Here is a 25,441-nt window from a genome sequence, read left to right as displayed (position 1 = left end):
ACAACCGCTCGCCCGCAGGCGCCTTGACCTGCCCCACCCTCGCCACACCACAACCAACGAGACAGACAGGACAAAGTCACCGGCATTGGGCCTAGAGGAAGAGGGCGAGGAGGGTGAAGGCCACGCCGACCGCGAGGAGCACCAGCCCCTGGGGCCGCTTCCGCTCCTCGTCGCGGACCAGCGCGCCGAAGGCCGCCAGTGCGGCGAAGGGGTAGGGGGCCGCGATCATGATGGTCAGCCCGAGCTTGCCCTGGACGAGTCGGAGGAGCAGCAGCCACGGCACGGACACGGCGGTTGCCGCGGCGGTGAGCGGCAGGCCGTCGAGTCGGCGCAGCCTGTCCCGCCAGGGGCCGGGTGGGCGCGGCTTCCGGGGCGGCCGGCCGGCCTCGTGGCCGTACCAGAGCAGGAGCAGGGCGATGCCCGTGCCGAGTCCGACGGCGAGCCCGAGGGAGGCCGGGGAGTCGGCCTCTCCGGGGAGCTTGGGGGCGACCCGTCCGGCCGGGTCCATCCGGACGGTGACGGTGTCGCCGGGCTTGAAGCGCCGGGATTCCGGTGCGAGCGGTCCGCCGGGGACGGTGCCCTCGCCCTTCGACACGAGGGTGTACGTCCGCTTCGTCCCGCCGCGGGCCGACTTCTCGACGTGCTCGGTCGTGACCACGGCGTCGATGTTCCGGCCCGTGCCCAGCACGTGGTTGTGCCAGGCGTCGGCGCCCGCCCCGCAGGCCATGAGGGTGGCGAGGAGGACCAGGAGCAGCGCCCCGCCGATGTCGTTGTAGTCGGAGTCGCTTACGGGGCTCCGGAGCTTCGCGAGTCCGATGCCCGTCGTGACGATGTACAGGGCCCCCAGGCCGAAGGCGAGCAGGGTGCCGACGAAGACGTACGCGAGGACGATGCCGACGAACAGGCAGGTCAGGACGGCGATGAGGGCGGCGGTGCGGCCGAGCCACGGGCGGGTGGCGCCCGCGGCCCGGTCGGATCGGGCCGCGGGCGTCATCCGAAGGCCTTCCGCACGGTGTCCCACTGTTCGGGCGGGAGGGTGTCGAGGCTCTCGTCGCGAGGCGGGTGGAAGGAGATGCCGCGGAAGGCGGCGGCGAGCAGCGGCAGCCACTCGTCCCAGTGGTCGAGGTCCTCGGTGGTGAAGACGGCGGCGACCACGTACGGGCTCCAGGGGTGGGGGAGCAGCAGTTCGAGCTGGCGCACCGTGCTGACGGTGGACCCGGGGACGCCCCACACCGCGCCGGGCACCGGGACGGTCAGGTCGCGGGCGGCGAGAGCGGCGCGGCCGACGGGCAGGTCGACCACGCCGACGTCGGCGTCCGGCCAGGCCTCGGCCAACTCCTCGGCGACGCGGGCGGGGTAGCCGCCCGGCGGGCCGGGGTCCTGGGGGCGGAGGAAGACGGCGAGCATGCCGTGGACGGGTTCGCCGTCCTCGGCGCGGACCAGGCAGCCGGCGACGTGGACGGCGCCCTCGCGCAGGTGGGCCTGGAGGGCGGTCTCGGCGGCGATCACGGCGCTGAGCTTCTGCTCGGGGGCGGCCCCGGGGAACACCGCGTCCAGCAGCTCCGCCGAGCGCTGCATGCGGTCGCCGGGGTCCTCGTCCAGGTCGATGGCGGTGAAGCCCGCCGGGAGCGTCAGCCAGAGTGGTGGAGCCGTGGCCTCGGAGGTCTCAACGGCCATATCCGGCCGCCCATCCGCCCAGGCCGAGCAGGTTGCCCAGGGTGGATACGGTGCCGATGACGGTGTTGGCCTTGCCGCCGCCGGAGACCACTCCCGCCGAGCCGACCAGGTTGTTGGTGCCGGTGGTGTAGTTGACCGCGCCGGAGAGGCCGTCGCTCGGGTTGTCCTTGGAGAGGGCGTACGCGGTCGGGGCGTTGAGGCCGAAGGTGGTGGCGGCTTGGACACCGTCGGAGACGTTCATCGCGGTGGCCTTGGAGAGCCCGAGCTTGACGGCCGGCTTCTCGATCGCCGTGGTGAAGACCGGGTTGGCCGGGTCGATCGCGCGGGAGGCGGACCGGACCTCGGTCGTCCCGGCGGTGACCGCGCCGCGTACGCCCGAGCCGGCGGCGCTCGCCTCCCGGGCGGCGGTCACACCCTTGGCGGCGACGCCGACGCCGGGGATCGCGCCGAGGACGTCGCCGCCCAGGGTCAGCCAGTTGCCGATGTTCTTCTGCGGCGGCCAGAGCTGCCCCTTGACGGCGTACTGGGTGGCGTGCGCGCCGGCGGCCGCCGCGCTGAGCAGGATGGCGGGGAGGGCGAAGGCGGGGAAGAAGATCGCCGCGATGCCGCAGACGCCCGCCGCCACCGTCAGCAGGTCCGCGCCGTGGTTCTTCAGCCAGGTGCCGACCTTGCTGAGCCAGCCCGGCTCGGGCGGGGCCTTGCTGTCGGCGGCCTTGCGGATGGCGTCGGCCGTCTTGTGGGCGTCCGACTTGTGGCCTTCGGCGAGTTCACGGGCCTGGTCCTGGAGGCCGGTGAGTTCGGAGGCGGCGCTGTCGACCAGTGCGGCGGCCGCGTCGAGGTGGCCCTTCGCCTTGGTGTAGCGCTGTTCGGCGGCGGCGAGGGAGGCGTCGTCGGGGAAGCTCCGGCCGGCCAGTTCGAGGTCGGGGGCGGCTGCCGCGGTGGCGCGGGCCTGTTCGGCCTCGCCCTTGCGCTGCTTGGCGGCGACCGCGGCGCTCGCCAACTCGGCAGCCTTGGGCTGGTGTTCGGTCAGTGCCTGGTACCAGACGTCGAGTGCCTGGTAGGCGGCGGTGATGGAGTCGGCGGCGTCCTGGAGGTAGCTGGGGAGCTTGCCGAACTGGCCGGAGAAGGCCTTGGCGGCGTCGCCGGTCCACTCGCCCTGGTCGGCGCTGAGCTGGGACAGGGTGGTGTGGACGCCGGTCAGGTGCGTGCCGACCCGGCGCAGGCTTCCGCTGAGGGCGGTGACGGCGGCGGCGTCGCCCGGGGTCGGGTCGAAGCCGAGGCCGGACCAGTCGGGCGCGGGCGCGGGGTCGGTCATGCCTGTGCCGCCGTCGGGGTGAGGGCCTTGGCGATGCTCTGCTCGGTGCCGTCGTAGCTCTGCTGCACCTTGTCCAGGCCGTCGTCGAGGATCTTGACGCACTCCCGGACCTTCTTCAGGCCGTACTCCCACTTCTCCTTGAAGTGCCCGCAGGCCTCGTCCAGGAACTCGAAGCCGGTGCCGGTGTGGCCGGCCGCCTCGAATGCCTTGAGCCCCTGGTCGAGTTCGTCGCCACAACCCTTGAGGTCCTGCGCCAACTTGGCGAGGAACTCCGTACTGACCGTGAAGTCGGCCATGTTCGCCCCCGTGCTCGATTGCCGGACCGGGCGAGCATAGCCCCGGCCGGGAGGGCCGGTGATCTTCTCCGCGGGCGAAGGGGGGCCTCGTTACGGGACATTTACGGGCCGTCGACGGCTTCTTGACGTCGGCGGCCCGGTCTGCGGTCTGCGGTCTGTTGTCGCTGTTCGGTGGTCGTCGTCCGGCAGGCACCGCGCGGCCGGTACCGTTCGGCCGGCCTTGTGCCGCCGGTGTCACCCGGCCGGGGTCAGCGGCGCCAGAAGCCGCGCTTCTTCGGGGCGGTGAGCTGCACGACGGCCGTGACGAAGAGTTCGGCGACGGGGGAGGGCCCCGGGCCGTGGTTGAGGTGGCTCTCGGTGGTCCACTCGCCGAGGACGGTGCCGGGGCTGCCGTCGAAGGGGCTGAACGCGTGCTCCAGGGTGATGTAGCGGACGGCCCGGCCGCCCTTGGGGTGGACGGCGGCGACGAAGTGCGCCTCGGTGGCGCCGACCGCGGTGGGCAGGGTGACCAGCAGCATGTGGTGGCCGTCGACGGACAGGTGGCGGCAGTCGAGGCCGTGGACCGGCAGGCGGTCCTCGGGTGGGAGGGTCTTGCCGAGGTCCTCCCATATCTGGGTGACGACGGGCAGCAGGCTGCCGCCGTCCGGGGTCGGGGTGGCCACCCGCGGGCCGAACTCCAGCACCTGGCGGGCGAGCTCGCGGTGGACGAAGCGGTAGTGGTGGGGCCTGGGGTCCGTCATGGGGGACACCGTAGCGAACGGCTCGGGGCGGGACGTCGGGTAGTCCGACTTCCCGCCCCGGCAGGCGAGTTGGCCACATGGTTCGCGAACTGACCGAACGTCAGGAAGCGGCGGGGCGCCTTCGGTCAGTGGCCGCCCTTGAGGTTGAGGACCACCACGCCGACGATCACCAGCGCGATCCCCAGCAGTTGCAGCCGGCCGAGCGACTCGCCGAAGGCGACCACCCCGATCCCGGCGACCGCGGCGGTCCCGGCCCCCGACCAGACCGCGTAGGCGACCGAGACCGGGATGTGCTTGAGCGCGCGGCCGAGCAGCAGGAAGGAGAGCGCGTAGCCGATGCCGACCCCCAGGCTGGGCCAGAGGCGGGTGAACCCCTCGGTGAGTTTGAGGCAGCTGGTGGCGCAGACCTCGCTCAGGATGGCGAGGGCGAGCAGGACGTAGGGCATGTCGGGGTCAAACCGCCGGAGCGGCGGCGAGCTTCCCGAGCAGCGCGAGGTCGGCCTGTTCCAGGCTGGCGAGCAGCGTGATCCGGTCCCCGGCGGGCATCGGCGTCGGGGTGGAGGGCACGGCGAGCACGGCGCAGCCGGCCGCGGTGGCGGAGGCGACCCCGGTCGGGGTGTCCTCGACGGCGAGGCAGACCGCCGGGTCGAGGCCGAGCCGGCGGGCGGCGGCGAGGTACGGGTCGGGCGCGGGCTTGGTGCGCTCGGTGTCCTCGGCGGCCAGGGTGACGGCGAACCAGTCCCGGCCGATGGCGGACAGCACGAGGTCGACCACCCGGCGCGGCGAGGCGGAGACCAGCGCGGTGGGCACCCGGGCGTCCCGCAGCGAGGCCAGCAGGGCCAGGGCGCCGGGGCGCGGCACCGTCTCGGCGGCGACCTTGGCGGCGAAGGACTCGCCGAGGCGGTCGGCGAGTTCGGCCTCGCCGAGGGTGGTGCCGCTGACCCGGTGCAGGTGGGCGGCGGTGTGCTCGACGGCCTGGCCGAGCACCTCGGGGGCGTCCTGCTCGGTGAGCGGGTGCCGGAGTTCCTCGGCGATCTCGGCGGCGGTCTGCCACCACAGCTGCTCGGTGTCGACCAGGGTGCCGTCCATGTCGAAGAGGACGGCGGCGGGCAGGGCGGCCTCGGGCGAGGCGGCGGACTCGGGCAGGGCGGATTCGGGCAGGGCGGATTCAGGCATGGCGGTACCTTCGGTGGTTCTCAGCGTCGGAGCAGGGACGTGCAAGGCTCTCAGGCCGGGCGGCGGTCCACCAGCACCGGGCGCTCCGGCAGGGTGAGCTCGGCCCGGGAGCCGGCCGGCAGCGCGGCGACGGCCTCGGTGGGCAGGTCGGCCTTGACCTCGGTGCCGTCGTCGAGCCGGACGGTCAGCCGGGTGACGGCGCCCAGGAAGGACGCGGAGACGACCAGGGCCGGGCCGTTCTCGGCGGGCGTGAGGGAGACGTTCTCGGGCCGGACCAGCACCTGGAGCTCGCCGTCGGCCGGGATCTCGCCGTCCACCGCGTGGCGGCGGCCGAGCACCTCGACGCCGTCCGCGGTGCGGGTGCACGGGATGCGGCTCATGGTGCCGACGAACTCGGCGACGAAGGCGGTGGCCGGCCGGCCGTACAGCTCGGACGGCGTGGCGCACTGCTCCAGCCGGCCCGCGCGCAGCACCGCGACCCGGTCGGCCATCGACAGCGCCTCCTCCTGGTCGTGGGTGACGAACAGGGTGGTGATGCCCAGCTCCTGCTGGAGGCGACGGATCTCCTCGCGCAGCTGGAGCCGGACCTTGGCGTCCAGCGCGGACAGCGGCTCGTCCAGCAGCAGGACGCGCGGCTGCAGGGCGAGCGCGCGGGCCAGCGCGATGCGCTGCTGCTGGCCGCCGGACATCTGGTGCGGGTAGTGCTCGGCGCGGTGCGGCAGGCCGACCAGCTCCAGCAGCTCCAGGGCGCGCTTGCGGCGCTCGGCCTTGCCGGCGCCGCGCATCCGCAGCCCGAAGGCGACGTTGTCGAGCGCGGACAGGTGCGGGAAGAGGCTGTACGACTGGAACACCATGCCCGCGTCGCGCTTGTGCGCCGGGATCGAGGTGATGTCCCGGCCGTCGACCAGGACCTCACCGGAGTCGTGCTGCTCGAAGCCGGCCAGGATGCGCAGCGCGGTGGTCTTGCCGCAGCCGGACGGGCCGAGCAGGGCGAGCAGTTCGCCGGGCCGGACGGTCAGGTCCAGGCCGTCGAGGGCGGTGGTGGCGCCGAACGAGCGGCGCAGCGAGCGGAATTCGACGGTGGCGCTGCCGGGCGCGAGGGCGACACCGGCGGCGGGGGCGGGAGCCGTGGTCATGGCTGGTAACTCCTGGAAGCGGGGGTGTGGTTCAGGACCGGGCGGCCTTGCGCCCGCGGCCGACGGCGGACATCAGCAGCAGGACGAGCCAGACGATCAGCAGGCTGAGCATGGAGACCGCGACGGACATCTGGCCGTCGCTCTTGCCGTTGGAGTTGATCCACACCGAGAAGGGGGCGAAGCCGAGGATGGAGGCGGTGGTGAACTCGCCGAGCACCAGGGCGACGGTGAGCACGGCCGCGTTCAGCAGCGCGCTGCGCAGGTTCGGCAGGACGACGGTGAACACCGCGCGCAGCCAGCCCGCGCCGCAGTTGCGGGCGGCCTCGACCAGGGTGGCGACGTCCACGCCGCGCAGTCCGGCGTCGATCGCCCGGTAGGCGAAGGGCAGCGCCATCAGCACGTACGCGATGATCAGGACGATCGGGAAGGACGGGTCCTGGATCGCCACGATGGTCTGGAACAGCGGGGTGTCCTGGAGGTAGTCCGGGCCCCAGCGCAGCACGCCGATGATGCCGGTGGTGAGCGCGACCACCGGGACGACCAGCGGCATCGAGCACATCACCTCGATCACCGGGCGCAGCCTGGGCGCGCCGAGCCGGGCGGCGAGCATCGCCGGGACGAGCAGGAGCAGCAGCACCGCGACGGTGACGCCGGCCAGTTCGAGGCTGAGCACCAGGCTGTCGGTGAAGCCGGGGGCGTTCAGCAGCTCGGTGTAGGCGCGGAAGGTGGTGCCGCCCTTGTTGTCGTCGACGCTGAAGTACAGCGAGGCGGCGAGCGGTACGGCGAAGTAGACGCCGCAGAGCAGCAGGACCAGGCCGCGGCCGAAACGGATGCGATCGATCAGGCGAGCCACTTGGCACTCCGGCGCTGAAGGGGCAGGTACACGGCCATCACCAGGCAGGCGACCACGATCATGTCGAGGCCGAGGGCGAGGGCGAGGTTGCCCTGGCCGACCAGGACGTTGCCGGACAGCGCGTCGCCGATCTGCATCGAGATCAGCGGCACCGAACTGCCCACCATGGCCTCGGCGGTGGCGTACGCGGCGAAGGAGGCGCCGAACAGCAGCACGAAGCCGCCGAGCAGCGAGGGCAGCAGGACCGGCAGGGCCACGTGCCGCCAGTACTGCAGCGCGGTGGCGCCGTTGTTGTAGGCGGCCTCGCGCCACTGGACCTTCAGGCCCTCCAGGGCCGGGGTGATGGTGATGACCATCAGCGGCACCAGGAAGTACAGGTAGACCACGGACAGGCCGGAGAAGGTGTAGAGGCTCCAGCCGTGCTTGGTCAGACCGAACTGCTTGGTGACCTCGCCCGCGTTGCCGAGGGTGGCGACGAACATGAAGGCCAGCGGCACGCCGCCGAAGTTGGCGAGCACGCCGGAGGCCGACATCACGGCCTCGCGGAACACCCGGAACCGGGAGGTCGCCACCGCCTGGGCGAGCGGCAGGCCGACCGCGGCGGCGATCAGCGCCGTCAGCAGGGACAGCTTCACGCTGCCCCACAGGGCCGTCCAGTAGGCGCCCTGGAGGGAGCCGGTGATGTTGTCGGTGGTGAAGGTGCCGCCGCCGTCGGGTGCGTCGGTGGAGGTGGTGAACGCGCCGATGGCGATCGCGATCGCGGGCAGGCCGAAGCCGATCGCGAAGAAGAGGATCAGGGGGAGGGCGGCGAGCCAGGCGCGGCTGCCGCGGGCCCGGCTCTTGGCCGGGCGGGGGGCCTCGGCGGTGCGGGCCGAGGCGGTGGCGGGGGTTGCGGGGCCGGGGTCGCCCCCGCCGCTCTGGGCGGCGGAGGCGGAGGCCGGCACCGGGGTGGGAGCCGTGGTCATCTCAGGTCAGCCCGCGATCGCCTTGGCCCAGTTCTCCGTCACGACCTTCTTGGTCGCCGTCGTCTGGTCGTCGGTGGGGAAGGTGGTGAAGGGCTTCTCGACGACCGGCAGCTTGGCCGCGGCGGCCGTGTCCAGGGTGCCGGCGGCCTTCATGGCGTCGAACAGGGCCGGGGTGGCGTAGCCGCCCAGGAAGCCGTTCTGGCCCTCCGCGCTGTAGAGGTACTCCTCCCACAGGCGGGCGGCGGCCGGGTGCGGCGCGTCCTTGTTGATGGCCTGGTTGTAGAAGTTGGCGTAGATGCCGTCGGACGGGATGCTGACCTGCCAGTCGATGCCCTTGTCCTTGAACTTCACGGCGTAGCCGGCGTTCAGGTAGGACCAGTCGATGCTGATCGGGGTCTCGCCCTTCTCGATGGTCGCCGGGGTGACCTCGACCGGGTTGAAGTTGCCGGCCTGCTTCAGCTTGCCGAAGAAGTCGATGCCGGGCTGGACGTTGTCCAGCGAACCGTTGTTGGCCAGGGCGGCGGCCATGACGGCGCTGTACGCGGCGTTCGCCTTGGTCGGGTTGCCGTTGAGCGCGACCATGCCCTTGTACTCGGGCTTCAGCAGGTCGGCGAAGGTCTTCGGGCAGGCCGAGACCTTCTTGGCGTCGCAGGCGATCGAGACGTAGCCGCCGTAGTCGTTGTAGCGCAGACCGTCGGCGTCCTTCATGGTGGCCGGGATCTTGTCGAAGTCGGCCACCTTGTACGGGGCGAACAGGCCCTGCTTGGCACCGGAGGTGGCGAACGCGGCGCCCAGGTCGACGACGTCGGGGGCGCGGTCCTGGCCCTTGCGGGAGGTGACCGCGTTGATCTCGTCCTGGCTGGAACCGTCCGGGTTCTCGTCCTCGATCTCGATGCCGTACTTGGCCTTGAAGTCGTCCATCAGCTTGCCGTAGTTCGCCCAGTCGCGCGGCAGCGTGATGACGTGCAGCTTGCCCTCCTTCTTGGCGGCGGCGACCAGGCCGTCCATGCCGCCGAAGTCGGCGACGGAGGTGGCGGTCTTGGCGTTCTTGCCGCCCGCGGCGTCGCCGGACTTGGCGGAGGAGCCCGCGGAGCCGCAGGCGGTGAGGGAGAGCGCGGCAGCGGTCAGGACGGCCGCGAAGGCGGCGGAGCGGGCGCGGTGCACGGACACGGGTCAGTCTCCTGAGAAGGGGGAACTGCGAGTGGGCGTCTCGATCGGGGGATCTGGCGAGTGGCGGTTCGGAGCCGTCCGGGCATCGTCGCTGTTCGGAACCGTCCGAGTTGACTAGCCAACTTCGCTGACGGAGGTAAGTACGCCGGAGTCCGGTGACGGGAAGGTGAACGGACGGCCCAGAACCGGGGTCGGCTGCGGGAACGGTGGAATCAGGCCATCGGAGCCTGATCCGTTCGGTGCGATGCTTCGACGACGCAGCGGGATAAGGTCGGGCTGTCCGCGCCGGTACCGCTGCGCAGGACACCGCCCCAGGAGGGACATTGACTGACGTGGCAACCGAGCCGCAGCGCCCCCAGGCGGAGGGGCGCCCGGCCGTCGAGCGCCCCTCCGCGACCGAGGAGCGCGCCCCCGGCGCGCTGTACCGGAAGGTCGCCGCCGACCTGCGCGAGGCCATCACCACCGGCGCGTACGGCGAGGCCGGCCGGCTGCCCGCCGAAGGCGCGCTGGCCGAGCAGTACGGCGTCTCCCGGGGCACCGTCCGCCAGGCGCTCGCCGTGCTCCGCTCCGACGGACTGGTCACCTCCCGCCGCGGCACCCGGCGGGTCGTGCTCGGCGGCGCCCGGGTACAGAGCTTCTCCGAACTGCTCAGCTTCACGCACTGGGCCTACTCCATGGGCGAGGAACCCGGCGGCATCCTGGACTCGCTGGTACGCCGCCCCGCCGACGCCGCCGAACGCGAGCAACTGCGCCTCGAACCGGGCGCCGAGGTGTACGTCACCGTCCGGCTGCGCACACTCTCCGGCACGCCGGTCATGGTCGAGCGCACCGTCTACCCGCCGCGGGTCGGCGAGATCGTCGCCGAACTGCCGGCGGACGTCGTCTCGCACACCGAAGTGCTGCGCGAACACGGCATCCTGTTCACCGACGCCGACCACACCATCGACATCGTCGCCGCCAACGCCGAGGACGCCCGGCTGCTCGGCTGCCGCCGCGGCAGCCCGCTGCTGCGCGAACGGCGCCGGACCACCGACCCGACCGGCATGCCGGTGGAGTGGTCCCAGGACCGCTACCTGCCCGGGACGGTGGCCTTCAGCGTGCACAACTCCCTGGCCACCTCGGCGCTCTCACGGCACGCGCGGGAACTGGACTGAGGATGTGACTCGCCCGCTCGCCTCCGGGGCGCTTCTCGTCCGGTGCCGACGGTCGGCGCTCCCTCGCGCTCTCCCTTTCGGCACCGGCGCGCCCCTTCGGCTCGGGGCGGGGGGCTCGCCCGCTCGTCAGTTCATGAGCGAGAGCAGCAGCGGGCGGTAGTGGTCGAAGCCGGGGGTCGGCGCGCCCGCGACCTTCGCCTGCTCGTCCCAGCGCCGGACGGCCACCGCGTCGACGGCGCCCGGGAGTTCGGCGAAGGCGGCGGCCTCCGCGTCGCCCATCGGGCCGCCCTGGACGGTCAGCGTGTACTCGGAGGCCTCGGACAGCCGCTCCCGGTAGCCCGGCTCGACCGCGCACAGGTAGCGCTTGGCGGCGACGTGCAGCCGTACCGGCCCGGTGACCTCCGGGCCGAACCAGCGGGCCAGCCAGTCGGCGCCGCTGTCGCTGTGGCGGTTGTCCTGACCCTGCATCAAGTCCCGTCCGTGCAGGGCGCCGTGGCCGTGCTCGTCGAAGAAGTGGCCCACGTCGTGCAGCAGGGCCGCGGCGACCAGGTGCTCCGGTGCCCCGGCCGCCTCGGCGGCAGCGGCGGCCTGCAGCATGTGCTCGGCCATGGTGACCTCCTCGCCCAGGTACTCCCCGGCGCCCTCGCCCGCGAACAGCCCGGCGATGGTGTCCAGGGCGGCGGCGCGGCGGTGCAGCACGGCGAGGGTGCCGGCGAGTGAGTCCAGGTCGGCGTAGCAGCCCTGGAGGTGCCGGTGGCCGTCCTGCCGGAACGCCGTACGGGCGTGCAGCAGACGGGTGTTGTCGAAGACCAGGCAGTCGCCGGGGTCGAGGCGGAAGGCGAGCCGCAGTTCGGGGCGCAGCGTGATCGCGGCGAAGCGGCGGTAGGCGGCGTAGAAGGCGCTCACCCGGTCGTGGCTGCCGCGCAGGGTGCCGATCGAGCGGTTGTTGAAGCGGACCTCGCGGATCCGGCCGAGGGCGTCCACCTCGATCAGCGGGCGGTCGGCGCGCAGTTCGGTGCGGCGGTCGCGGAAGACGAAGGGGACGGGCGTGCGGGTGAGCGTCCGGAAGTCCTCGGGGGCCTCCTCGCGCAGGAGTGCGGCGGCCCGGAAGCCGTCGACCAGGCCGGAGTCCCCGCCGGTGGCCGAGTTCTCCAGGCAGTGCAGCAGTTGGAGCGTGGGCACCGGGTCCCGGTAGGGGTTGTCGGTGTGCGGTGCGATCGCGACGCTGGTGAAGGCGAGGTTGTTGGGGTCGGGCTCGACCCGGACGTCGAACAGTTCCCCGTAGTTGGTGACCCGGACGTAGCCGAAGCTCTCGGCCACCCGCAGCACCTGCCGTTCCACGGTGGGTACCCCGCGCAGCACGGCGAAGCCGCTGTGCCGTACGGCCGCGAGCACCGCGGCCTGCTCGGCCGGGTCGGTCAGGTACGCCTCCCACGGCGCCTCGGGGATGCCGCCGGCGAAGTCCGCCGCCGTCCAGAGCCGTTTGCCGTCCTCGGTCCGCCCGTCGCCCCCGTCCTCCTCGCTCAGCCACCGCGCCGGGTAGCGCGACCGGTGCCCGTCCGACCAGAGCACCTCCAGGTGCCCGTCGGCCTCGGTGCTCGCGGCGATCGCCAGGTCCTCCGGCAGGTCGCCGATCTGGAACAGCTTCTGTCCGTTGCGCGGGTCCCGGCACTGGGCGCAGGGGCAGTTGTCGCGCAGCCAGTACGGCGGCAGCTCGGTCACGGGGTCTCCCTAAGAATGTGAGGCGGTCCGGGAGGACCGGGTATGGCTGACGGGGTTCTGCCGTTGATGGCTCGGAAGGAATGGCCGCCCGGTCCTTCGGGACGCTCCGACCACTGATTGAGAACTGCGGTCATCGCCGGTTAGGGACCTGTTGGCGGAGTGTTCTTCGGGCCGAGTTGCGCTGGTCACGAGGGATGCGGAGCGACGGGCTTGAGCAGGGTTCACGAGCGGATATGGGTCGGCATCGACGCCGGCAAGGGACATCACTGGGCGGTTGCGGTCGACGCCGAGGGCGAGAGCGTGTTCTCGACGAAGGTGATCAACGACGAGTCGCAGATCCTCGCCCTCATCGAGACGGCCCGGGCGAAGGCCGGCGAGATCCGGTGGGCGGTGGACATCTCCGGCCGCGCCTCTACCCTGCTGCTGGCCCTGCTGGTCGCGCACGGCCAGCACGTCGTCTACGTGCCCGGCCGCACCGTCAACCGCATGTCCGGCGCCTACCGAGGCGAGGGCAAGACCGACGCCAGGGACGCCCGGGTCATCGCCGACCAGGCCCGCATGCGCCCGAGGGGCTTTAGCCAGCTGGACACGCCTCCCGAACTGGTCACCACGCTCAGGGTGCTGACCAACTACCGGGCCGACCTCATCGCGGACCGGGTGCGGCTGATCAACCGCCTGCGCGACCTGCTGGTCGGCATCTGCCCCGCCCTGGAACGGGCCTTCGACTACTCCGCGGCCAAGGGACCGGTCGTCATGCTGACCGAGTGCCAGACCCCGGCCGCCCTGCGGCGGATCGGCGTCAAACGGCTGACGACCTGGCTGGAGCGCCGCAAGGTCCGCAACCCGGGCGATGTCGCCGCGAGAGCGGTGGAAGCCGCCCAGTCGCAGATGATCGAACTGCCCGGCGAGAAGCGGGCCGCGAAGCTGGTCTGCGACCTGGCCCACCAGCTCCTGGCCCTGGACGAACGGATCAAGGACAACGACCGGGAGATCCGCGAGACCTTCCGCGCCGACGAGCGCGCCGAGATCATCGAGTCCATGCCCGGCATCGGCCCCATCCTGGGCGCCGAGCTCGTCGCCATCGTCGGCGACCTGTCCGGCTACGCGGACGCGGGCCGCCTGGCATCCCACGCCGGTCTGGCCCCGGTCGCCCGAGATTCCGGCCGCCGCACCGGCAACTACCACCGGCCCCAGCGGTACAACCGGCGCCTGCGATACGTCTTCTACATGGCCGCCCAGACCGCGATGATGCGGCCCGGACTCTCCCGGGACTACTACCTGAAGAAGCGCGGCGAAGGGCTGCTGCACACCCAGGCCCTGCTGGCACTGGCCCGCCGCCGGGTCGACGTGCTGTGGGCGATGCTGCGCGACAAGAAGCTGTTCATCTCCGCCGCACCAGCCGCGCAGACGGCTTGACACGGTCATTGAGATTCCTCCTCGGCGGTGTTTCCTGCGATTCTCGGGCGAAGTTGTATAGCCAACTTTGCCCACCGCTGGAGCCTGCCCGGCCTCGGTGAGATCGGCGTGCCGGGCAGGTGAACGCTGTGCGAACTGTGCCGGGAACCGCGGCCGGGGCCCCGTGCATCCGGCCGGTGCCGCCATCGACCGCCGTCGGCCACTGCCGACCGCCACCGCCGGGCGCGTGCGCCGTCCGGCTGATCGGGGCGGCCCGGGGCGCGTTGCGGGACGGGCGGGCGGTGCCGCTGCGGCAGGGTCGGAGCGCGTTTCCCCCACGTCCCCCAGCCGAGAGGCGATCGGCCATGGCCCACTCCTCCTCCGATCCGCCCGCCTCGGGCCACACCGGGCTCCGACGGGAGGTCGGCCTCGCCGGGCTGCTGTGGGCCTCGGTCGGGGCGATCATCGGGTCCGGCTGGCTGTTCGGGGCGCAGAAGGCGGCGGTGGCGGCGGGGCCCGCGGCACTGGTGTCGTGGGGGATCGGCGCGCTGGCGATCGTCCTGCTGGCGCTGATCCACGCCGAGTTGGGCGGGCTGTTCCCGGTGGCGGGCGGGACGGCGCGGTACCCGCACTACGCGTTCGGCGGGTTCGCCGGGATGTCGTTCGGCTGGTTCACCTGGCTCCAGGCGGCCACGATCGCGCCGATCGAGGTGCAGGCGATGATCAACTACGCCCAGCACTGGTCCTGGGCGGACGGCCTGCTGAACAAGAACCTGACGCTCACCGGCTCCGGGTTCGCCGTCGCGGCCCTGCTGCTCGGGGTGTTCGTCGCGGTCAACTTCCTCGGGGTGCGGCTGCTCGCCCACACCAACAGCGTGGCCACCGTGTGGAAGGTCGCCATCCCGGTCCTGACCATCGTCGCCCTCGGCGTCACCGAGTTCCACGGCTCCAACTTCGACGTGCACGGCTTCGCCCCGGACGGCGCCAAGGGCGTCCTGGCGGCGATCAGCACCAGCGGGGTGATCTTCGCGCTGCTCGGCTTCGAGCAGGCCATCCAGTGGGCCGGGGAGAGCCGCAACCCCCGGCGGGACATCCCCCGGGCGGTCCTCGGCTCGGTCGCCATCGGCACGGTCGTCTACGTGCTGCTCCAGGTGGTGTTCATCGGCGCCCTGCCGCCGGAGACCTTCGCCGGCGGCTGGACCACGCTCGACTACCCCGGCATCAGCGGGCCGTTCGCCGGCCTCGCGACCCTGATCGGCCTGGGCTGGCTGGCCACCGTCCTGTTCATCGACGCGGTGATCTCGCCGGCCGGCACCGGGCTGGTCTACATCACCTCCAGCTCCCGGGTGACCTACGGCCTGAGCCGCAACGGCTACGCCCCGCAGGCGCTCCAGTACACCGACAAGCGCGCGGTGCCCTGGCTGGGCCTGCTGATCGCCTGGGTCGCCGGGGTGCTCTGCTTCCTGCCGTTCCCGAGCTGGCAGCGGCTGGTCGGCTTCATCACCTCGGCCGTCGTGCTGATGTATGCGGGCGCGCCGCTGGCCTTCGGCGTGCTGCGCAAGCGGCTGCCGGGGATGGAGCGCTCGTACCGCCTGCCCGGCGGCCCGGTCGTCTCGCCGCTGGCCTTCGCGGTGGCGGGCCTGGTCATCTACTGGTCCGGCTGGGACACGCTGTGGCGGCTCGGCCTGGCGATCGTGATCGGGTACGCGCTGCTCGGCGGGTACTCGGCGTACGCCGCGTCCAAGGGGGTGCCGAACGCGCCGCGGATGGACTTCAGGGCGGGCCAGTGGCTGCCGGTCTACCTGGTCGGCATGGGCCTGATCTCCTGGCAGGGCACCTTCGGGGCGGGCGCCCAGGGGAACCTGCCGCTGTGGTGGGACATCGCCGTCGTGGTGGCGTTCTCGCTGGTCGTCTACTACTGGGCCCTGGCGGTCGCGCTGCCCGCGGAGGAGATCGAGCGGAACATCCGCGGGGTCGAGGTGGTGGACGCGGGCGGGCACTGAGCCCGGAACGACGGGAGCGGCCCCCGGAGGAGATCCTCCGGGGGCCGCTCCCGTACCCGGCTACACCCCGGCGGTCGCGGTCCAGGCGGCCTCGGCGGCGGCCAGGGCCGGGGCGGCGTCCGCACCGGTCGCGGCGGCGAGGGCGCTGAGGCAGTCGCCGACCACGGACAGCGCTGCCGCCGTGCCGTAGTGGTTGACCCGGAGCATCGAGGCGGCCAGGGCGCCGCCGCCCGGCTGGACGGGCAGGGACGGGTCGAGGCGGGCGGCGAGTCCGGCCGCGTGCACCCCGTCGGGGGTGCGCAGGGTGGTGGCCACCGGGGCCGCGTGGGCGTCCTCGGTGACGAAGGGGGCCAGGGTGCCGAGCGCGCGGACGCCGGCCCGGGTGGCCGCCGCGGCCGCGCGGTGGCGGGCGATCACGCTGGGCAGGCCGTCGGCGGCGATCCGGTCGAGGCAGGCGCCGAGCGCGAGCATCTCCAACTGGGCCGGGGCGTGCGGGAGTACGGTGCGACCGGCGTCCGTCCAGCGCTCCTTCCAGTCGAGCAGCGACAGGTAGGAGCGGCGCGGGGCGGCCGGGTTGGCGGCGATCCGCTCCCAGGCGCGCTCGGACACGGAGACGGCGGACACCCCGGCCGGGCCGCCCATCGCCTTCTGGCCGCCGATGACGCACAGGTCGATGCCCCACTCGTCGGTGAGCAGCGGCTCGGCGGCGACCGAGGCGACCGCGTCGACCATCAACAGCGCGCCGTGCTCGCGCACCACGGCACCGATCGCGGCGACCGGGTTGGTGTTGCCGGTGGCGGCCTCGGCGTGGACGAGGGAGACGAAGTCGATCGCCGGGTCGGCGTCGAGGGCCTCGGCCACCTGCTCCGCGCCGACCGCGCTGTCGAACGGGACGGCCAGGTCGACGACGGTGGTGCCGCAGGAGCGCAGCCAGTTGCCGAAGGTCTGCCCGTACGGGCCGGTGACGATGTTGAGCGCGGTCGAGCCCGGGTGCGCGGCGCCGCGGATCGCGGCCTCCAAGGGGAGGAGGGCCTCGCCCTGGGTGACGATCACGTCGGCCTCGGTGTGCAGCAGCGCGGCCACCCGGTCCTCGATCGCCGCGAACTCGGCGGCGCTGAGCGGGGGGAGATCCAGGAAGGGGTTCACGCGCCCGCCTCGCCGCGCTCGGCGGGGGCGTTCACCCGCGCACGCCGTTCGGTGGCTCGCTCGCTTCGCTCGTTCACGTCGGTACGGCCTTTCGCTGCCAGGGGGTGGTGGGTGCCGGAACGAGTCTGCCGCATCAGCTCCGGTTCCACGGAACCCGGCCGTCGGTAGAGTGCGGCCATGAGCGATGGCGCGGTGCTGCACGTGCGGGGTCGGGTGCTGGTCGGTCCGCAGGACGTCCGGGACGAACTCTGGGTGGTCGACGGCCGGGTGAGCTTCACCCGCCCGCCGTCGGCCGGGGACGTCCGTACGGTGACCGGCTGGGTGCTGCCTGGCCTGGTGGACGCGCACTGCCACGTCGGCCTGGACGCGCACGGCGCGGTGGACGCGGAGACCAGCGAGAAGCAGGCGCTCACCGACCGTGACGCCGGCACCCTGCTGATCCGCGACGCCGGTTCGGCCGCCGACACCCGGTGGATCGACGAGCGCGAGGACCTGCCCCGGATCATCCGGGCCGGCCGGCACATCGCCCGGACCCGCCGCTACATCCGCAACTACGCGCACGAGATCGAGCCCGGCGACCTGGCCGCGTACGTCAGGGCCGAAGCCCGGCGCGGGGACGGCTGGGTGAAGCTGGTCGGCGACTGGATCGACCGCGGGACCGGCGACCTGGCGGCCTGCTGGCCCGGCGACGCGCTGGCCGAGGCGATCGCGGCGGCGCACGAGGAGGGGGCCCGGGTCACCGCGCACTGCTTCGCCGCCGAGTCGCTGCCGGACCTGCTGGCGGCCGGGATCGACTGCGTCGAGCACGCCACCGGGCTGACCGAGGAGCTGATCCCGGCCTTCGCCGAGCGCGGCGTGGCCATCGTCCCGACCCTGGTGAACATCGCCACCTTCCCCGATCTCGCGGCCGGCGGTGAGGCCAAGTTCCCGGCCTGGGCGGCGCACATGCGGCGGCTGCACGAGCGCCGGTACGACACCGTGGGCGCCGCGCACGACGCGGGCATCCCGGTGTTCGTCGGGACGGACGCGGGCGGCTCGCTCGCCCACGGGCTGGTCGCGGACGAGGTGGCGGAGCTGGTGAAGGCGGGGCTGAGCCCGGCCGAGGCGCTGTCGGCGGCGACCTGGGGGGCGCGGGAGTGGCTGGGGCGGCCGGGCCTGGAGGAGGGCGCGCCGGCGGACTTCGTGGTGTACGGGCAGGACCCCAGGGCGGACGTCCGGGTGCTGGCGGACCCGCGGCTGGTGGTGCTGCGAGGGCGGCCGGTGGGGTGAGCCCCCGGGCCTGTGTGCATGATCATCCGCTGAACGGCCTGTCGGTATAGGCCGATAGGGTGGCGACCATGGCACCGCGTCCACTGAATGAGATCGTCGAGCCCGGCTGGGCCGCCGCCCTGGAACCCGTCACCGGACGGGTCGCCGCGATGGGCGACTTCCTGCGCGCCGAACTGGCCGCCGGCCGTACCTATCTGCCCTCCGGCCCGAACGTGCTGCGGGCGTTCCAGCAGCCCTTCGCCGACGTGCGGGTGCTGATCGTCGGGCAGGACCCGTACCCGACCCCGGGCCACGCCGTCGGGCTCAGCTTCTCGGTCGCGCCGGAGGTGCGGCCGATCCCGGCGAGCCTGATCAACATCTACCGGGAGTACGGCACCGACCTCGGCCTGCCGGAGCCGTCCAACGGGGACCTCACCCCGTGGACGCGGCAGGGCGTGCTGCTGCTCAACCGGGCGCTGACCACCGCGCCGCGCAAGCCGGCCGCGCACCGGGGCAAGGGCTGGGAGGAGGTCACCGAGCAGGCGATCCGGGCGCTGGTGGCGCGCGGCGGCCCGATGGTGGCCATCCTCTGGGGGGCGGACGCCCGCCGGCTGCGGCCGGTGCTCGGGGACATCCCGGCGATCGAGTCGGCGCACCCGAGCCCGATGTCGGCCGACCGGGGCTTCTTCGGCTCGCGGCCGTTCAGCCGGGCGAACGAGCTGCTGGTGCGGCAGGGGGCGCAGCCGGTGGACTGGCGGCTGCCGTAGCGGTGGCCGTAGTGGCTGCCATAGCGGCTGCCGGGACAGCGGCCGTGGCCGCGGTCCCGCGCCCGCGGTAGCAGATCCTGGTCAGCTCGGAACGTCAATCTCACTCCAACGAGTGAAATGACGTTCCGTGTTGCTCATGTGACGGATTGTTCGAGAAGACTGGCGGCTCATCGTTTCATCTGTGTGGGGGTACCGCCATGTCTTCTCGCCGAATCGTTTCCGCAGCCGCCGTCGTCGCGGCGAGCACACTGCTCACCGCCGCGCCCGCCGTCCAGGCCGCCCCGGCTGCTCCGGCCGCCCCGTCGACTGCTCCGTCGGCCGCGCAGGCGACTGCGGCCTCCCCGGGCAAGGCGCGCGCCGTCACCGCCGAACTCGCCCTGGACGTCAAGCTGTTGAACAATGCCGTGGACGTCCCGGTGAACATCGCGCTGAACAAGGTGGAGTTGCCCGCCCGGGACTCCGGGTCCCCCCGGCCGGAGACCCGGGGCGGCTCGGTGCTGACGGCCGCGGTGGACGGCGTCGACCAGACCGGCCCGGTCACCCTGGTCAAGGCCGACATCGGCACGTCCGTCACCAGGGTCGACGCCAAGGGCACCGGCGCCTCCGTCAAGCTGGTCAACGCCGATGTGCACGCCCCCGGCCTGCCCGCCACCGCGCTGCTGGGCCTGGAGGCGATGAGCGCCGAGGTGACCTGCCCCGTGGACGGCCCGCCGACCGCCGACGTGGTCGCGCCCGCCAAGCTGACCGTGCTCGGCAAGCCCGTCACCGTCGGCCTGTACGGGCCGACCAAGGTCGACGTGCCGCTGGTCGGCAGCGTGTCGGTGGAGTTCTCCAAGAAGACCACCACCACGACCACCGCCGCCGCCTCGGCCCTGGAGGTACAGGTGGAGGTGAACCCGCTGAACCTCAACGTCGCCAAGGTCACCGGGAAGGTCACCGTCGCCTCGGTGGGCTGCGAGAAGCCCTCCGCGCCGCCGGCCGTCCCCAGCGGTACGCCGACCGGCGACGCCACCAGTGCGCCCGCCGCCCAGCCCGTCGCCGACACCACCACCTCGCGCGCCGCCGTCCCGCCGGCGGGACCGGAGAAGTCCGCGCAGCCGGAGCGGCTCGCCACCACCGGCGGCAGCGGCGCCACCGGCCCGCTGGCCGCGGGGGCCGCCGCCCTGGTCGCGGGCGGGGCGGCCGCCCTGTGGGCCACCCGGCGCCGCCGGGCCGCGCACGCCCGCCGGCACTGAGGCGCCGCGGTACTGGGGTCCTGAGGCGCCGCGGCCGGGGGCGTCGGCGCACCAGGGGCACCACGGGAGGTGGGAGTGCCACCCCCGGCACTCCCGCACCGTGACCGTGCCAATGCGGACGGTTGGTTCACCTGCGCGTTACATAGGAGGAACAACCGGGAAACGGCGGCTTGCGACGCTACGCGGGCACCCACCACCCAGCAATGCGAGGGACAAGCCGTGGCAATCAAGGCCGAGTACATCTGGATCGACGGCACCAAGCCGACCGCGAAGCTCCGTTCCAAGACTCGCGTCCTGCCCAACGCCGACAAGATCCCCACCTGGGGCTTCGACGGTTCCTCGACCAACCAGGCCGAGGGCCACGCCTCGGACCGCGTGCTGGACCCGGTGAAGGTCGTGCCGGACCCGATCCGCGGCGGTGACAACATCCTGGTCCTCTGCGAGGTCCTGGAGACCAACGGCACCCCGCACGAGTCCAACACCCGCGCCCTGCTGCGCGAGGTCGCCGAGAAGTACACCGCCCAGGAGTCGATCTTCGGCATCGAGCAGGAGTACACCTTCTTCAAGGGCTCCCGCCCGCTCGGCTTCCCGGAGGGCGGCTTCCCGGCCCCGCAGGGCGGCTACTACTGCGGCGTCGGCGCCGAGGAGGTCTTCGGCCGCGAGATCGTCGAGCTGCACCTGGACCGCTGCATCGACGCCGGCCTGGCCATCTGCGGCATCAACGCCGAGGTCATGCCCGGCCAGTGGGAGTTCCAGATCGGCCCGGTCGACGCGCTGAGCGTCTCGGACGACATGTGGATCGCCCGCTACCTGCTCTACCGCACCGCCGAGGAGTTCGGCATCGACGCCACCCTGGACGCCAAGCCGGCCAGGGGCGACTGGAACGGCGCGGGCGCTCACACCAACTTCTCCACCAAGGCGATGCGCGAGGGCTACGACGCCATCATCACCGCCTGCGAGTCGCTCGGTGCCTCCCAGGAGATCGTGCTGGAGCACGTCACCCAGTACGGCGCCGACATCGAGTCCCGCCTGACCGGCAAGCACGAGACCGCCCCGTGGAACGTCTACAGCTACGGCGTCTCCAACCGCGGCGCCTCGGTCCGCATCCCGTGGCAGGTCGAGGTGGACCAGAAGGGCTACATCGAGGACCGCCGCCCGAACGCGAACGTCGACCCCTACGTCGTCACCCGCCTCCTGATCAACACCTGCTGCGCGGCCCTGGAGAAGGCCGGCCAGGTCTGATCCGCCGCCCCTGGGTGTGTGCAAACGCCCGCAGGCCCTTCCCCGTCGTGGGGGAGGGCCTGCGGGCGTTCCGGCAGCCGACAGGTGCCCTGAGCAGGGGTGTTCGCGAAGCCCCCGGTGCGGTGGATCGATGGGCGACGAACCATTGAACTCGCTTGGCCGAAGGCGCCGTTGGTACCGGTGAGGGCCTGCCGTACGGCTTTCCGGGCGACTCGCCGCCCGGTTCGCCGACGGTCGTCACGGCCCGATCCGACCAGCCAGGAGCAGACATGAACAAGATCAAGGCCGCCGTCGCGGCCGCCGCCGTTCTCGCCGGTGTCGCGCTGACCGCGGCTCCCGCCTCGGCGAGCATCGCCAGCCCCGCGCACTGCGGCAGCACGGTCTTCGGCGGCGACTTCATCTGCGGTGGCGACTACGGCACCGGCGGCCAGACCTTCGTCGGGTTCCGGGACGGCACCCGGCAGGTCTTCGTGATCGGCCTCGACCACGCCATGTGGACCCGCTGGACGATCGGCAACTCCAACCGGATGAGTGACTGGACCAGCATGGGCGGCTACCTGACCAGCGGCGTCACCGTCGTCAAGGCGACCCCGGACAACGCCCTCACGCTCAGCGCACGCGGCGGCGACAACCGCGCGTGGTACATCGACCGGTACAGCAACGGCGCCTGGAGCGCCTGGTGGACCTACGCGGTTCCGGCCAACTGACGGGCGGGTCCGGTGCGGTGCCGGCGGGGCCCGGGGGCCCCGCCGGGCCGGGCGGGATGGGCGGCCGGGAGAGCCGGGCAGGAGGGTCGGGCAGGAGGTCTTGATCGGGGCGGGGGAGTCCCGGAGAATCGGGCCATGACCGCTCCGGGCCGCCTCCTCCTCGTGCGTCGGCTGCACGTGGACCTGGCGCGGGTGTGGACGGCCGGGTGTCGCCGTCGGTGGGTTCCGTAACACCGACCGCAGGCAGCGCCGACCGCAGGAGTGTGTCCCCCCGATGTCCCTCACCTTCCATTGGTTCCTCCCCACCAACGGCGACAGCCGGCAGATCGTCGGCGGCGGGCACGGCTCCACGCCGGGCGCGGTCGGCTCCGACCGGCCGCCGAGCGTGGCCTACCTGGGGCAGATCGCCCGCAGCGCCGAGCAGTTGGGCTTCGAAGGGGTGCTGACGCCGACCGGCGCCTGGTGTGAGGACGCCTGGCTGACCACGGCGATGCTGAGCCAGGTCACCGAGCGGCTGAAGTACCTGGTGGCGTTCCGGCCCGGTCAGATCAGCCCCACCCTGGCCGCGCAGATGGCCGCGACCTACCAGCGGCAGTCCGGCGGACGGCTGCTGCTCAACGTGGTGACCGGCGGGGAGTCCGCCGAGCAGCGCGCCTACGGGGACTTCCTGGACAAGGACGCCCGGTACGCCCGGACCGGGGAGTTCCTGGACATCACCCGGCGGCTGTGGGCGGGGGAGACCGTCGACCACCACGGACCGCACCTGCGGGTCGAGCGGGCGCGGCTGAACCGCCTGCCGGACCCGGTGCCGTCGGTGTACTTCGGCGGCTCCTCCCCGGCGGCCGGCGACGTCGCGGCCCGGTACGCGGACGTCTACCTGACCTGGGGCGAACCGCCCGCCCGGGTACGGGAGAAGATCGGCTGGATCCGCGAACTGGCGGCCGCGCGGGGCCGGACCGTCCGGTTCGGGATCCGGCTGCATGTGATCACCAGGGACACCGCCGCGCAGGCCTGGGCGGAGACCGAGCGGCTGCTCGCCGGGATGGACCCGCGCCGGGTGCGGGAGACCCAGCGGGCGCTCGCCGAGAGCGAGTCGGAGGGGCAGCGGCGGATGGTCGCGCTGCACGGCGGCTCGGCGCAGCGGCTGGAGGTGTACCCGGGGCTGTGGGCCGGCGTCGGGTTGCTGCGCGGCGGCGCCGGGACGGCGCTGGTGGGCAGCCACCGGGAGGTCGCGGACCTGGTCTGCGAGTACCACGGGCTGGGCATCGACGAGTTCGTGCTGAGCGGGATGCCGCACCTGGAGGAGGCGTACTGGTTCGGCGAGGGGGTGCTCCCGCTGCTGGCCGCCCGCAACCTGTGGTCGCGGCCGTGACGGTGGCGGCGGCCGTGACGGTGCCGGGGGGCGAGGAGTGGAGGCGGGTGGGGGAGCAGAGGCGGGCGGGGGAGTGGTGGTGCGACCCCGACCGGGGCCTGCAAATCGCTGGTCAATCACCCGCGCCCGGCCGAGAATTCATGGCATGACCCAGCAGCCCCTGCTCCTCCTCGACGTGGACGGACCGCTCAACCCCTACGCCGCGCCGAAGCGGCGGCCGGACGGCTACGACACCCACCGGCTGCGGCCCACCTGGTGGGTCGCCAAGCAGGAGCGGCTGGCGGCTGCGCAGGCACGGCAGACGACCCGCGCCAGGCACGCGAAACGCCCCGTCGGCCGGGTCAAGCCGTTACGGGTGTGGCTGAACCCGTCCCATGGGCCGGAGCTGCTGGCACTGCCGTACGAACTCGTCTGGGCCACCGGGTGGATGGGCGAGGCGAACACCCACATCGGCCCCAACATCGGCCTGCCCGAATTGCCGTACATCCGTTGGACGGACCTGTTCGGCGAGGATCCGGACGGGCTGCACTGGAAGACCCGGGACGTGGTGGCCTGGGCCGCCGGGCGGCCGTTCGTCTGGGTGGACGACGAGCTCGGCTCGCTGGACGCCGAGTGGATAGCGGCGAACCACCCCGGAGCGGCGCTCACCCTCCACGTCAATCCCCGCGTCGGCCTGCTGGCGGACGACTTCGCGACCCTGCGGGAGTGGGCGGCGGCCGCATGACCGGCAAGCCGCTGCTGCTGCTCGACGTGGACGGGCCGCTGAACCCCTACGCGGCGCCCGCGACCCGCCGCCCCGAGGGCTACCTGACCCATCGGATGCTCCCCGAGTCATGGGTGGCCCGCCAGGCGCTGCCGCGCGCACGGGTGAAGCCGCTACGGGTGTGGCTGAACCCGCTGCACGGGCCCGAACTGCTCGCGCTGCCCTACGAACTGGTGTGGGCGACCACCTGGATGGACGAGGCGAACACCTTCATCGGCCCGAACATCGGACTGCCCGAACTGCCGTACATCCGTTGGACGGAGCTGTTCCGGGAGGACCCGGACGGGCTGCACTGGAAGACCCGGGAGCTGGTCGCCTGGGCCGCCGGGCGGCCGTTCGTCTGGCTGGACGACGAACTCGGGCCGCAGGACATCGAGTGGATCGCGGCGAACCACCCGGCGCCGGCCGTGGCACTGTGGGTCGATCCCCGGGCCGGGCTGGGAGAGCTGCACTTCGAGGCGCTCCGGGAATGGGCGGAGGAGGAACTGTGAGCGGTGGCGGCAGTGGTGGGGCCGGCGCGAGCGTGGGCGTCGGTACGGTCGAGCGGTTGCGGCGCTACCCGGTGAAGTCGCTGCTGGGCGAGGAACTCGACCGGGCCGAGGTGACCGGGCGGGGCCTGGCCGGGGACCGGGAGCGGGCACTGCTCGACCTGGCGACCGGACGGGTGGCCAGCGCCAAGAACCCCCGGCTCTGGTCCGGCCTGCTCGGGTACGCGGCGGCGCTCACGGCGGACGGCGGGGTGGCCGTCACCGGCCCGGACGGGCGCGAGACCGACGAGACGGAGCTGTCCGAGGCGCTCGGCCGCAAGGTCGCGCTGGTCGCCGAGCGCCCGCCCGGCGCGACGGTCGAGCGGGCCGTACCCGAGGAGGTGCTGGCACGCGGCATCGCCGCCGAAGTCGACGTCACCGTCAGCGAGTTGGGTCGGGCGACACCGGATGGCGGCTTCTTCGACTTCGCCCCGCTGCACCTGATCACCACCTCCACGCTGCGCGCCACCGGCTCCGAGGCCGAGCGGTACCGGCCGAACCTGGTGATCCGCACCGAGGGCGAGGGGTTCGTCGAGAACGCCTGGGTGGGGCGGGAGTTGGCGATCGGCCCGACCCTGCGCCTGCGGGTCCTGGCGGCCACCCCGCGCTGCGCCGTGCCCACCCTGCGGCACGGCCCGCTGCCCCGCCGGACGGAGGCCCTGCGCATCCCCGCCGAACGCAACCGGGTGGTCCCGCTGGAGGGCATGCCGGAGCTGCCCTGCGCGGGGGTGTACGCCCAGGTGCTGACCCCCGGGCGGATCCGGACGGGGGACGAGCTCAGGGTGGGCTCAGGGGGGTGAGCCCGGGGGGACTCGCGGGTTGAGTCCAGGGG

At 73.0% G+C, this 25,441-nt stretch carries 25 protein-coding genes; 12 read left to right on the top strand and 13 right to left on the bottom strand.

Going from position 1 to position 25,441, the window contains the following annotated elements:
• Positions 1 to 91: 91 nt before the first annotated feature.
• From ACFQ6N_RS31815 to ACFQ6N_RS31765, 11 genes are all read right to left on the bottom strand, one after another.
• Positions 92 to 994 carry a hypothetical protein gene (locus tag ACFQ6N_RS31815; RefSeq protein ID WP_380656605.1) on the bottom strand — a complete coding sequence of 301 codons (903 nt, stop codon included), beginning with the start codon at positions 992 to 994 and terminating at the stop codon, positions 92 to 94.
• A complete protein-coding gene (locus ACFQ6N_RS31810; protein ID WP_380656603.1) occupies positions 991 to 1,677 on the bottom strand; it encodes a hypothetical protein in 687 nt (228 codons plus the stop codon). Before ACFQ6N_RS31810 ends, ACFQ6N_RS31815 begins: the two co-directional genes overlap by 4 nt.
• The gene (locus tag ACFQ6N_RS31805) at positions 1,667 to 2,992 is read right to left on the bottom strand and encodes a WXG100 family type VII secretion target (RefSeq protein ID WP_380656600.1); all 1,326 of its coding nucleotides are present in this window, start codon (positions 2,990 to 2,992) and stop codon (positions 1,667 to 1,669) included. The genes ACFQ6N_RS31810 and ACFQ6N_RS31805 overlap by 11 nt, the downstream gene beginning before the upstream one ends.
• Positions 2,989 to 3,288, bottom strand: a complete 300-nt coding sequence (locus tag ACFQ6N_RS31800; RefSeq protein WP_380656598.1) for a hypothetical protein — start codon at positions 3,286 to 3,288, stop codon at positions 2,989 to 2,991. The genes ACFQ6N_RS31805 and ACFQ6N_RS31800 overlap by 4 nt, the downstream gene beginning before the upstream one ends.
• 248 nt (positions 3,289 to 3,536) lie before the next feature.
• Positions 3,537 to 4,028 (bottom strand): hypothetical protein, encoded by a 492-nt coding sequence (locus ACFQ6N_RS31795; protein ID WP_380656595.1) that lies wholly within the window; start codon positions 4,026 to 4,028, stop codon positions 3,537 to 3,539.
• 125 nt (positions 4,029 to 4,153) lie between these two features.
• Positions 4,154 to 4,474 (bottom strand): DMT family transporter, encoded by a 321-nt coding sequence (locus ACFQ6N_RS31790; RefSeq protein WP_380656593.1) that lies wholly within the window; start codon positions 4,472 to 4,474, stop codon positions 4,154 to 4,156.
• A gap of 7 nt (positions 4,475 to 4,481) precedes the next feature.
• A complete protein-coding gene (locus ACFQ6N_RS31785; protein ID WP_380656590.1) occupies positions 4,482 to 5,204 on the bottom strand; it encodes an HAD family hydrolase in 723 nt (240 codons plus the stop codon).
• Positions 5,205 to 5,254: 50 nt separating this feature from the next.
• Positions 5,255 to 6,340, bottom strand: a complete 1,086-nt coding sequence (locus tag ACFQ6N_RS31780; RefSeq protein WP_380656588.1) for an ABC transporter ATP-binding protein — start codon at positions 6,338 to 6,340, stop codon at positions 5,255 to 5,257.
• 31 nt (positions 6,341 to 6,371) lie between these two features.
• Positions 6,372 to 7,181: an ABC transporter permease gene (locus ACFQ6N_RS31775; protein ID WP_380656616.1), complete on the bottom strand. Its 810-nt coding sequence runs from the start codon at positions 7,179 to 7,181 to the stop codon at positions 6,372 to 6,374.
• Positions 7,181 to 8,158 (bottom strand): ABC transporter permease, encoded by a 978-nt coding sequence (locus ACFQ6N_RS31770; RefSeq protein WP_380656585.1) that lies wholly within the window; start codon positions 8,156 to 8,158, stop codon positions 7,181 to 7,183. Before ACFQ6N_RS31770 ends, ACFQ6N_RS31775 begins: the two co-directional genes overlap by 1 nt.
• 6 nt (positions 8,159 to 8,164) lie before the next feature.
• Positions 8,165 to 9,328: an ABC transporter substrate-binding protein gene (locus tag ACFQ6N_RS31765; RefSeq protein WP_380656582.1), complete on the bottom strand. Its 1,164-nt coding sequence runs from the start codon at positions 9,326 to 9,328 to the stop codon at positions 8,165 to 8,167.
• Between the two features lie 419 nt (positions 9,329 to 9,747).
• On the opposite strand from ACFQ6N_RS31765, the gene ACFQ6N_RS31760 reads away from it, so the two are divergent.
• Positions 9,748 to 10,482: a GntR family transcriptional regulator gene (locus tag ACFQ6N_RS31760; RefSeq protein WP_380656613.1), complete on the top strand. Its 735-nt coding sequence runs from the start codon at positions 9,748 to 9,750 to the stop codon at positions 10,480 to 10,482.
• A gap of 126 nt (positions 10,483 to 10,608) precedes the next feature.
• Here ACFQ6N_RS31760 and ACFQ6N_RS31755 read toward each other — a convergent pair whose 3' ends face one another.
• On the bottom strand, positions 10,609 to 12,204 hold the full coding sequence (locus ACFQ6N_RS31755; RefSeq protein ID WP_380656579.1) for a TauD/TfdA family dioxygenase: 1,596 nt from the start codon (positions 12,202 to 12,204) through the stop codon (positions 10,609 to 10,611).
• Between the two features lie 210 nt (positions 12,205 to 12,414).
• Here ACFQ6N_RS31755 and ACFQ6N_RS31750 point away from each other — a divergent pair, with 210 nt between their 5' ends.
• Entirely contained in the window at positions 12,415 to 13,620 is a 1,206-nt protein-coding gene (locus ACFQ6N_RS31750) for an IS110 family transposase (protein WP_380656577.1), read from the top strand.
• A 344-nt stretch (positions 13,621 to 13,964) separates the two neighbouring features.
• Positions 13,965 to 15,602, top strand: coding sequence for an APC family permease (locus ACFQ6N_RS31745; protein ID WP_380656574.1), 1,638 nt, complete (start codon positions 13,965 to 13,967; stop codon positions 15,600 to 15,602).
• A 60-nt stretch (positions 15,603 to 15,662) separates the two neighbouring features.
• Here ACFQ6N_RS31745 and ACFQ6N_RS31740 read toward each other — a convergent pair whose 3' ends face one another.
• Positions 15,663 to 16,748 carry a pyridoxal-phosphate-dependent aminotransferase family protein gene (locus ACFQ6N_RS31740; RefSeq protein WP_380656571.1) on the bottom strand — a complete coding sequence of 362 codons (1,086 nt, stop codon included), beginning with the start codon at positions 16,746 to 16,748 and terminating at the stop codon, positions 15,663 to 15,665.
• Positions 16,749 to 16,925: 177 nt separating this feature from the next.
• On the opposite strand from ACFQ6N_RS31740, the gene ACFQ6N_RS31735 reads away from it, so the two are divergent.
• The 9 genes from ACFQ6N_RS31735 (at position 16,926) to ACFQ6N_RS31695 (ending at position 25,409) form a co-directional block, all read left to right on the top strand.
• A complete protein-coding gene (locus ACFQ6N_RS31735) occupies positions 16,926 to 18,017 on the top strand; it encodes an amidohydrolase family protein (protein ID WP_380656568.1) in 1,092 nt (363 codons plus the stop codon).
• Positions 18,018 to 18,085: 68 nt separating this feature from the next.
• The gene (locus ACFQ6N_RS31730; RefSeq protein ID WP_380656565.1) at positions 18,086 to 18,763 is read left to right on the top strand and encodes a uracil-DNA glycosylase; all 678 of its coding nucleotides are present in this window, start codon (positions 18,086 to 18,088) and stop codon (positions 18,761 to 18,763) included.
• Between the two features lie 197 nt (positions 18,764 to 18,960).
• Positions 18,961 to 19,998 carry an SCO1860 family LAETG-anchored protein gene (locus tag ACFQ6N_RS31725; protein WP_380656562.1) on the top strand — a complete coding sequence of 346 codons (1,038 nt, stop codon included), beginning with the start codon at positions 18,961 to 18,963 and terminating at the stop codon, positions 19,996 to 19,998.
• A 219-nt stretch (positions 19,999 to 20,217) separates the two neighbouring features.
• Positions 20,218 to 21,240: a glutamine synthetase gene (gene glnII, locus ACFQ6N_RS31720; protein ID WP_380656559.1), complete on the top strand. Its 1,023-nt coding sequence runs from the start codon at positions 20,218 to 20,220 to the stop codon at positions 21,238 to 21,240.
• A gap of 269 nt (positions 21,241 to 21,509) precedes the next feature.
• Positions 21,510 to 21,947, top strand: a complete 438-nt coding sequence (locus ACFQ6N_RS31715) for a hypothetical protein (protein WP_380656557.1) — start codon at positions 21,510 to 21,512, stop codon at positions 21,945 to 21,947.
• A gap of 274 nt (positions 21,948 to 22,221) precedes the next feature.
• Positions 22,222 to 23,319, top strand: a complete 1,098-nt coding sequence (locus tag ACFQ6N_RS31710) for an LLM class flavin-dependent oxidoreductase (RefSeq protein WP_380656554.1) — start codon at positions 22,222 to 22,224, stop codon at positions 23,317 to 23,319.
• A gap of 145 nt (positions 23,320 to 23,464) precedes the next feature.
• Complete coding sequence (locus tag ACFQ6N_RS31705) at positions 23,465 to 24,043, top strand: hypothetical protein (protein ID WP_380656551.1); 579 nt, start codon at positions 23,465 to 23,467, stop codon at positions 24,041 to 24,043.
• Entirely contained in the window at positions 24,040 to 24,573 is a 534-nt protein-coding gene (locus ACFQ6N_RS31700) for a hypothetical protein (protein WP_380656549.1), read from the top strand. The genes ACFQ6N_RS31705 and ACFQ6N_RS31700 overlap by 4 nt, the downstream gene beginning before the upstream one ends.
• Positions 24,570 to 25,409 (top strand): MOSC domain-containing protein, encoded by an 840-nt coding sequence (locus tag ACFQ6N_RS31695; protein ID WP_380656547.1) that lies wholly within the window; start codon positions 24,570 to 24,572, stop codon positions 25,407 to 25,409. Before ACFQ6N_RS31700 ends, ACFQ6N_RS31695 begins: the two co-directional genes overlap by 4 nt.
• Positions 25,410 to 25,441 lie beyond the last annotated feature (32 nt).

This window comes from Kitasatospora sp. NPDC056446, assembly GCF_042796115.1.
Classification (GTDB): Bacteria; Actinomycetota; Actinomycetes; order Streptomycetales; family Streptomycetaceae; genus Kitasatospora.
The sequence above is the reverse complement of the archived record's forward strand: the minus strand, read 5'-3'. Positions and strand labels throughout refer to the sequence as shown.

Coding starts and splice junctions, on each gene's coding strand:
- ACFQ6N_RS31705 (WP_380656551.1), top strand. CDS start 23,465: ATGACCCAGCAGCCCCTGCTCCTCCTCGACGTGGACGGACCGCTCAAC.
- ACFQ6N_RS31770 (WP_380656585.1), bottom strand. CDS start 8,158: ATGACCACGGCTCCCACCCCGGTGCCGGCCTCCGCCTCCGCCGCCCAG.
- ACFQ6N_RS31725 (WP_380656562.1), top strand. CDS start 18,961: ATGTCTTCTCGCCGAATCGTTTCCGCAGCCGCCGTCGTCGCGGCGAGC.
- ACFQ6N_RS31780 (WP_380656588.1), bottom strand. CDS start 6,340: ATGACCACGGCTCCCGCCCCCGCCGCCGGTGTCGCCCTCGCGCCCGGC.
- ACFQ6N_RS31805 (WP_380656600.1), bottom strand. CDS start 2,992: ATGACCGACCCCGCGCCCGCGCCCGACTGGTCCGGCCTCGGCTTCGAC.
- ACFQ6N_RS31800 (WP_380656598.1), bottom strand. CDS start 3,288: ATGGCCGACTTCACGGTCAGTACGGAGTTCCTCGCCAAGTTGGCGCAG.
- ACFQ6N_RS31745 (WP_380656574.1), top strand. CDS start 13,965: ATGGCCCACTCCTCCTCCGATCCGCCCGCCTCGGGCCACACCGGGCTC.
- ACFQ6N_RS31815 (WP_380656605.1), bottom strand. CDS start 994: ATGACGCCCGCGGCCCGATCCGACCGGGCCGCGGGCGCCACCCGCCCG.
- ACFQ6N_RS31700 (WP_380656549.1), top strand. CDS start 24,040: ATGACCGGCAAGCCGCTGCTGCTGCTCGACGTGGACGGGCCGCTGAAC.
- ACFQ6N_RS31710 (WP_380656554.1), top strand. CDS start 22,222: ATGTCCCTCACCTTCCATTGGTTCCTCCCCACCAACGGCGACAGCCGG.
- ACFQ6N_RS31785 (WP_380656590.1), bottom strand. CDS start 5,204: ATGCCTGAATCCGCCCTGCCCGAATCCGCCCTGCCCGAGTCCGCCGCC.
- ACFQ6N_RS31735 (WP_380656568.1), top strand. CDS start 16,926: ATGAGCGATGGCGCGGTGCTGCACGTGCGGGGTCGGGTGCTGGTCGGT.
- ACFQ6N_RS31795 (WP_380656595.1), bottom strand. CDS start 4,028: ATGACGGACCCCAGGCCCCACCACTACCGCTTCGTCCACCGCGAGCTC.
- ACFQ6N_RS31810 (WP_380656603.1), bottom strand. CDS start 1,677: ATGGCCGTTGAGACCTCCGAGGCCACGGCTCCACCACTCTGGCTGACG.
- ACFQ6N_RS31790 (WP_380656593.1), bottom strand. CDS start 4,474: ATGCCCTACGTCCTGCTCGCCCTCGCCATCCTGAGCGAGGTCTGCGCC.
- ACFQ6N_RS31715 (WP_380656557.1), top strand. CDS start 21,510: ATGAACAAGATCAAGGCCGCCGTCGCGGCCGCCGCCGTTCTCGCCGGT.
- ACFQ6N_RS31730 (WP_380656565.1), top strand. CDS start 18,086: ATGGCACCGCGTCCACTGAATGAGATCGTCGAGCCCGGCTGGGCCGCC.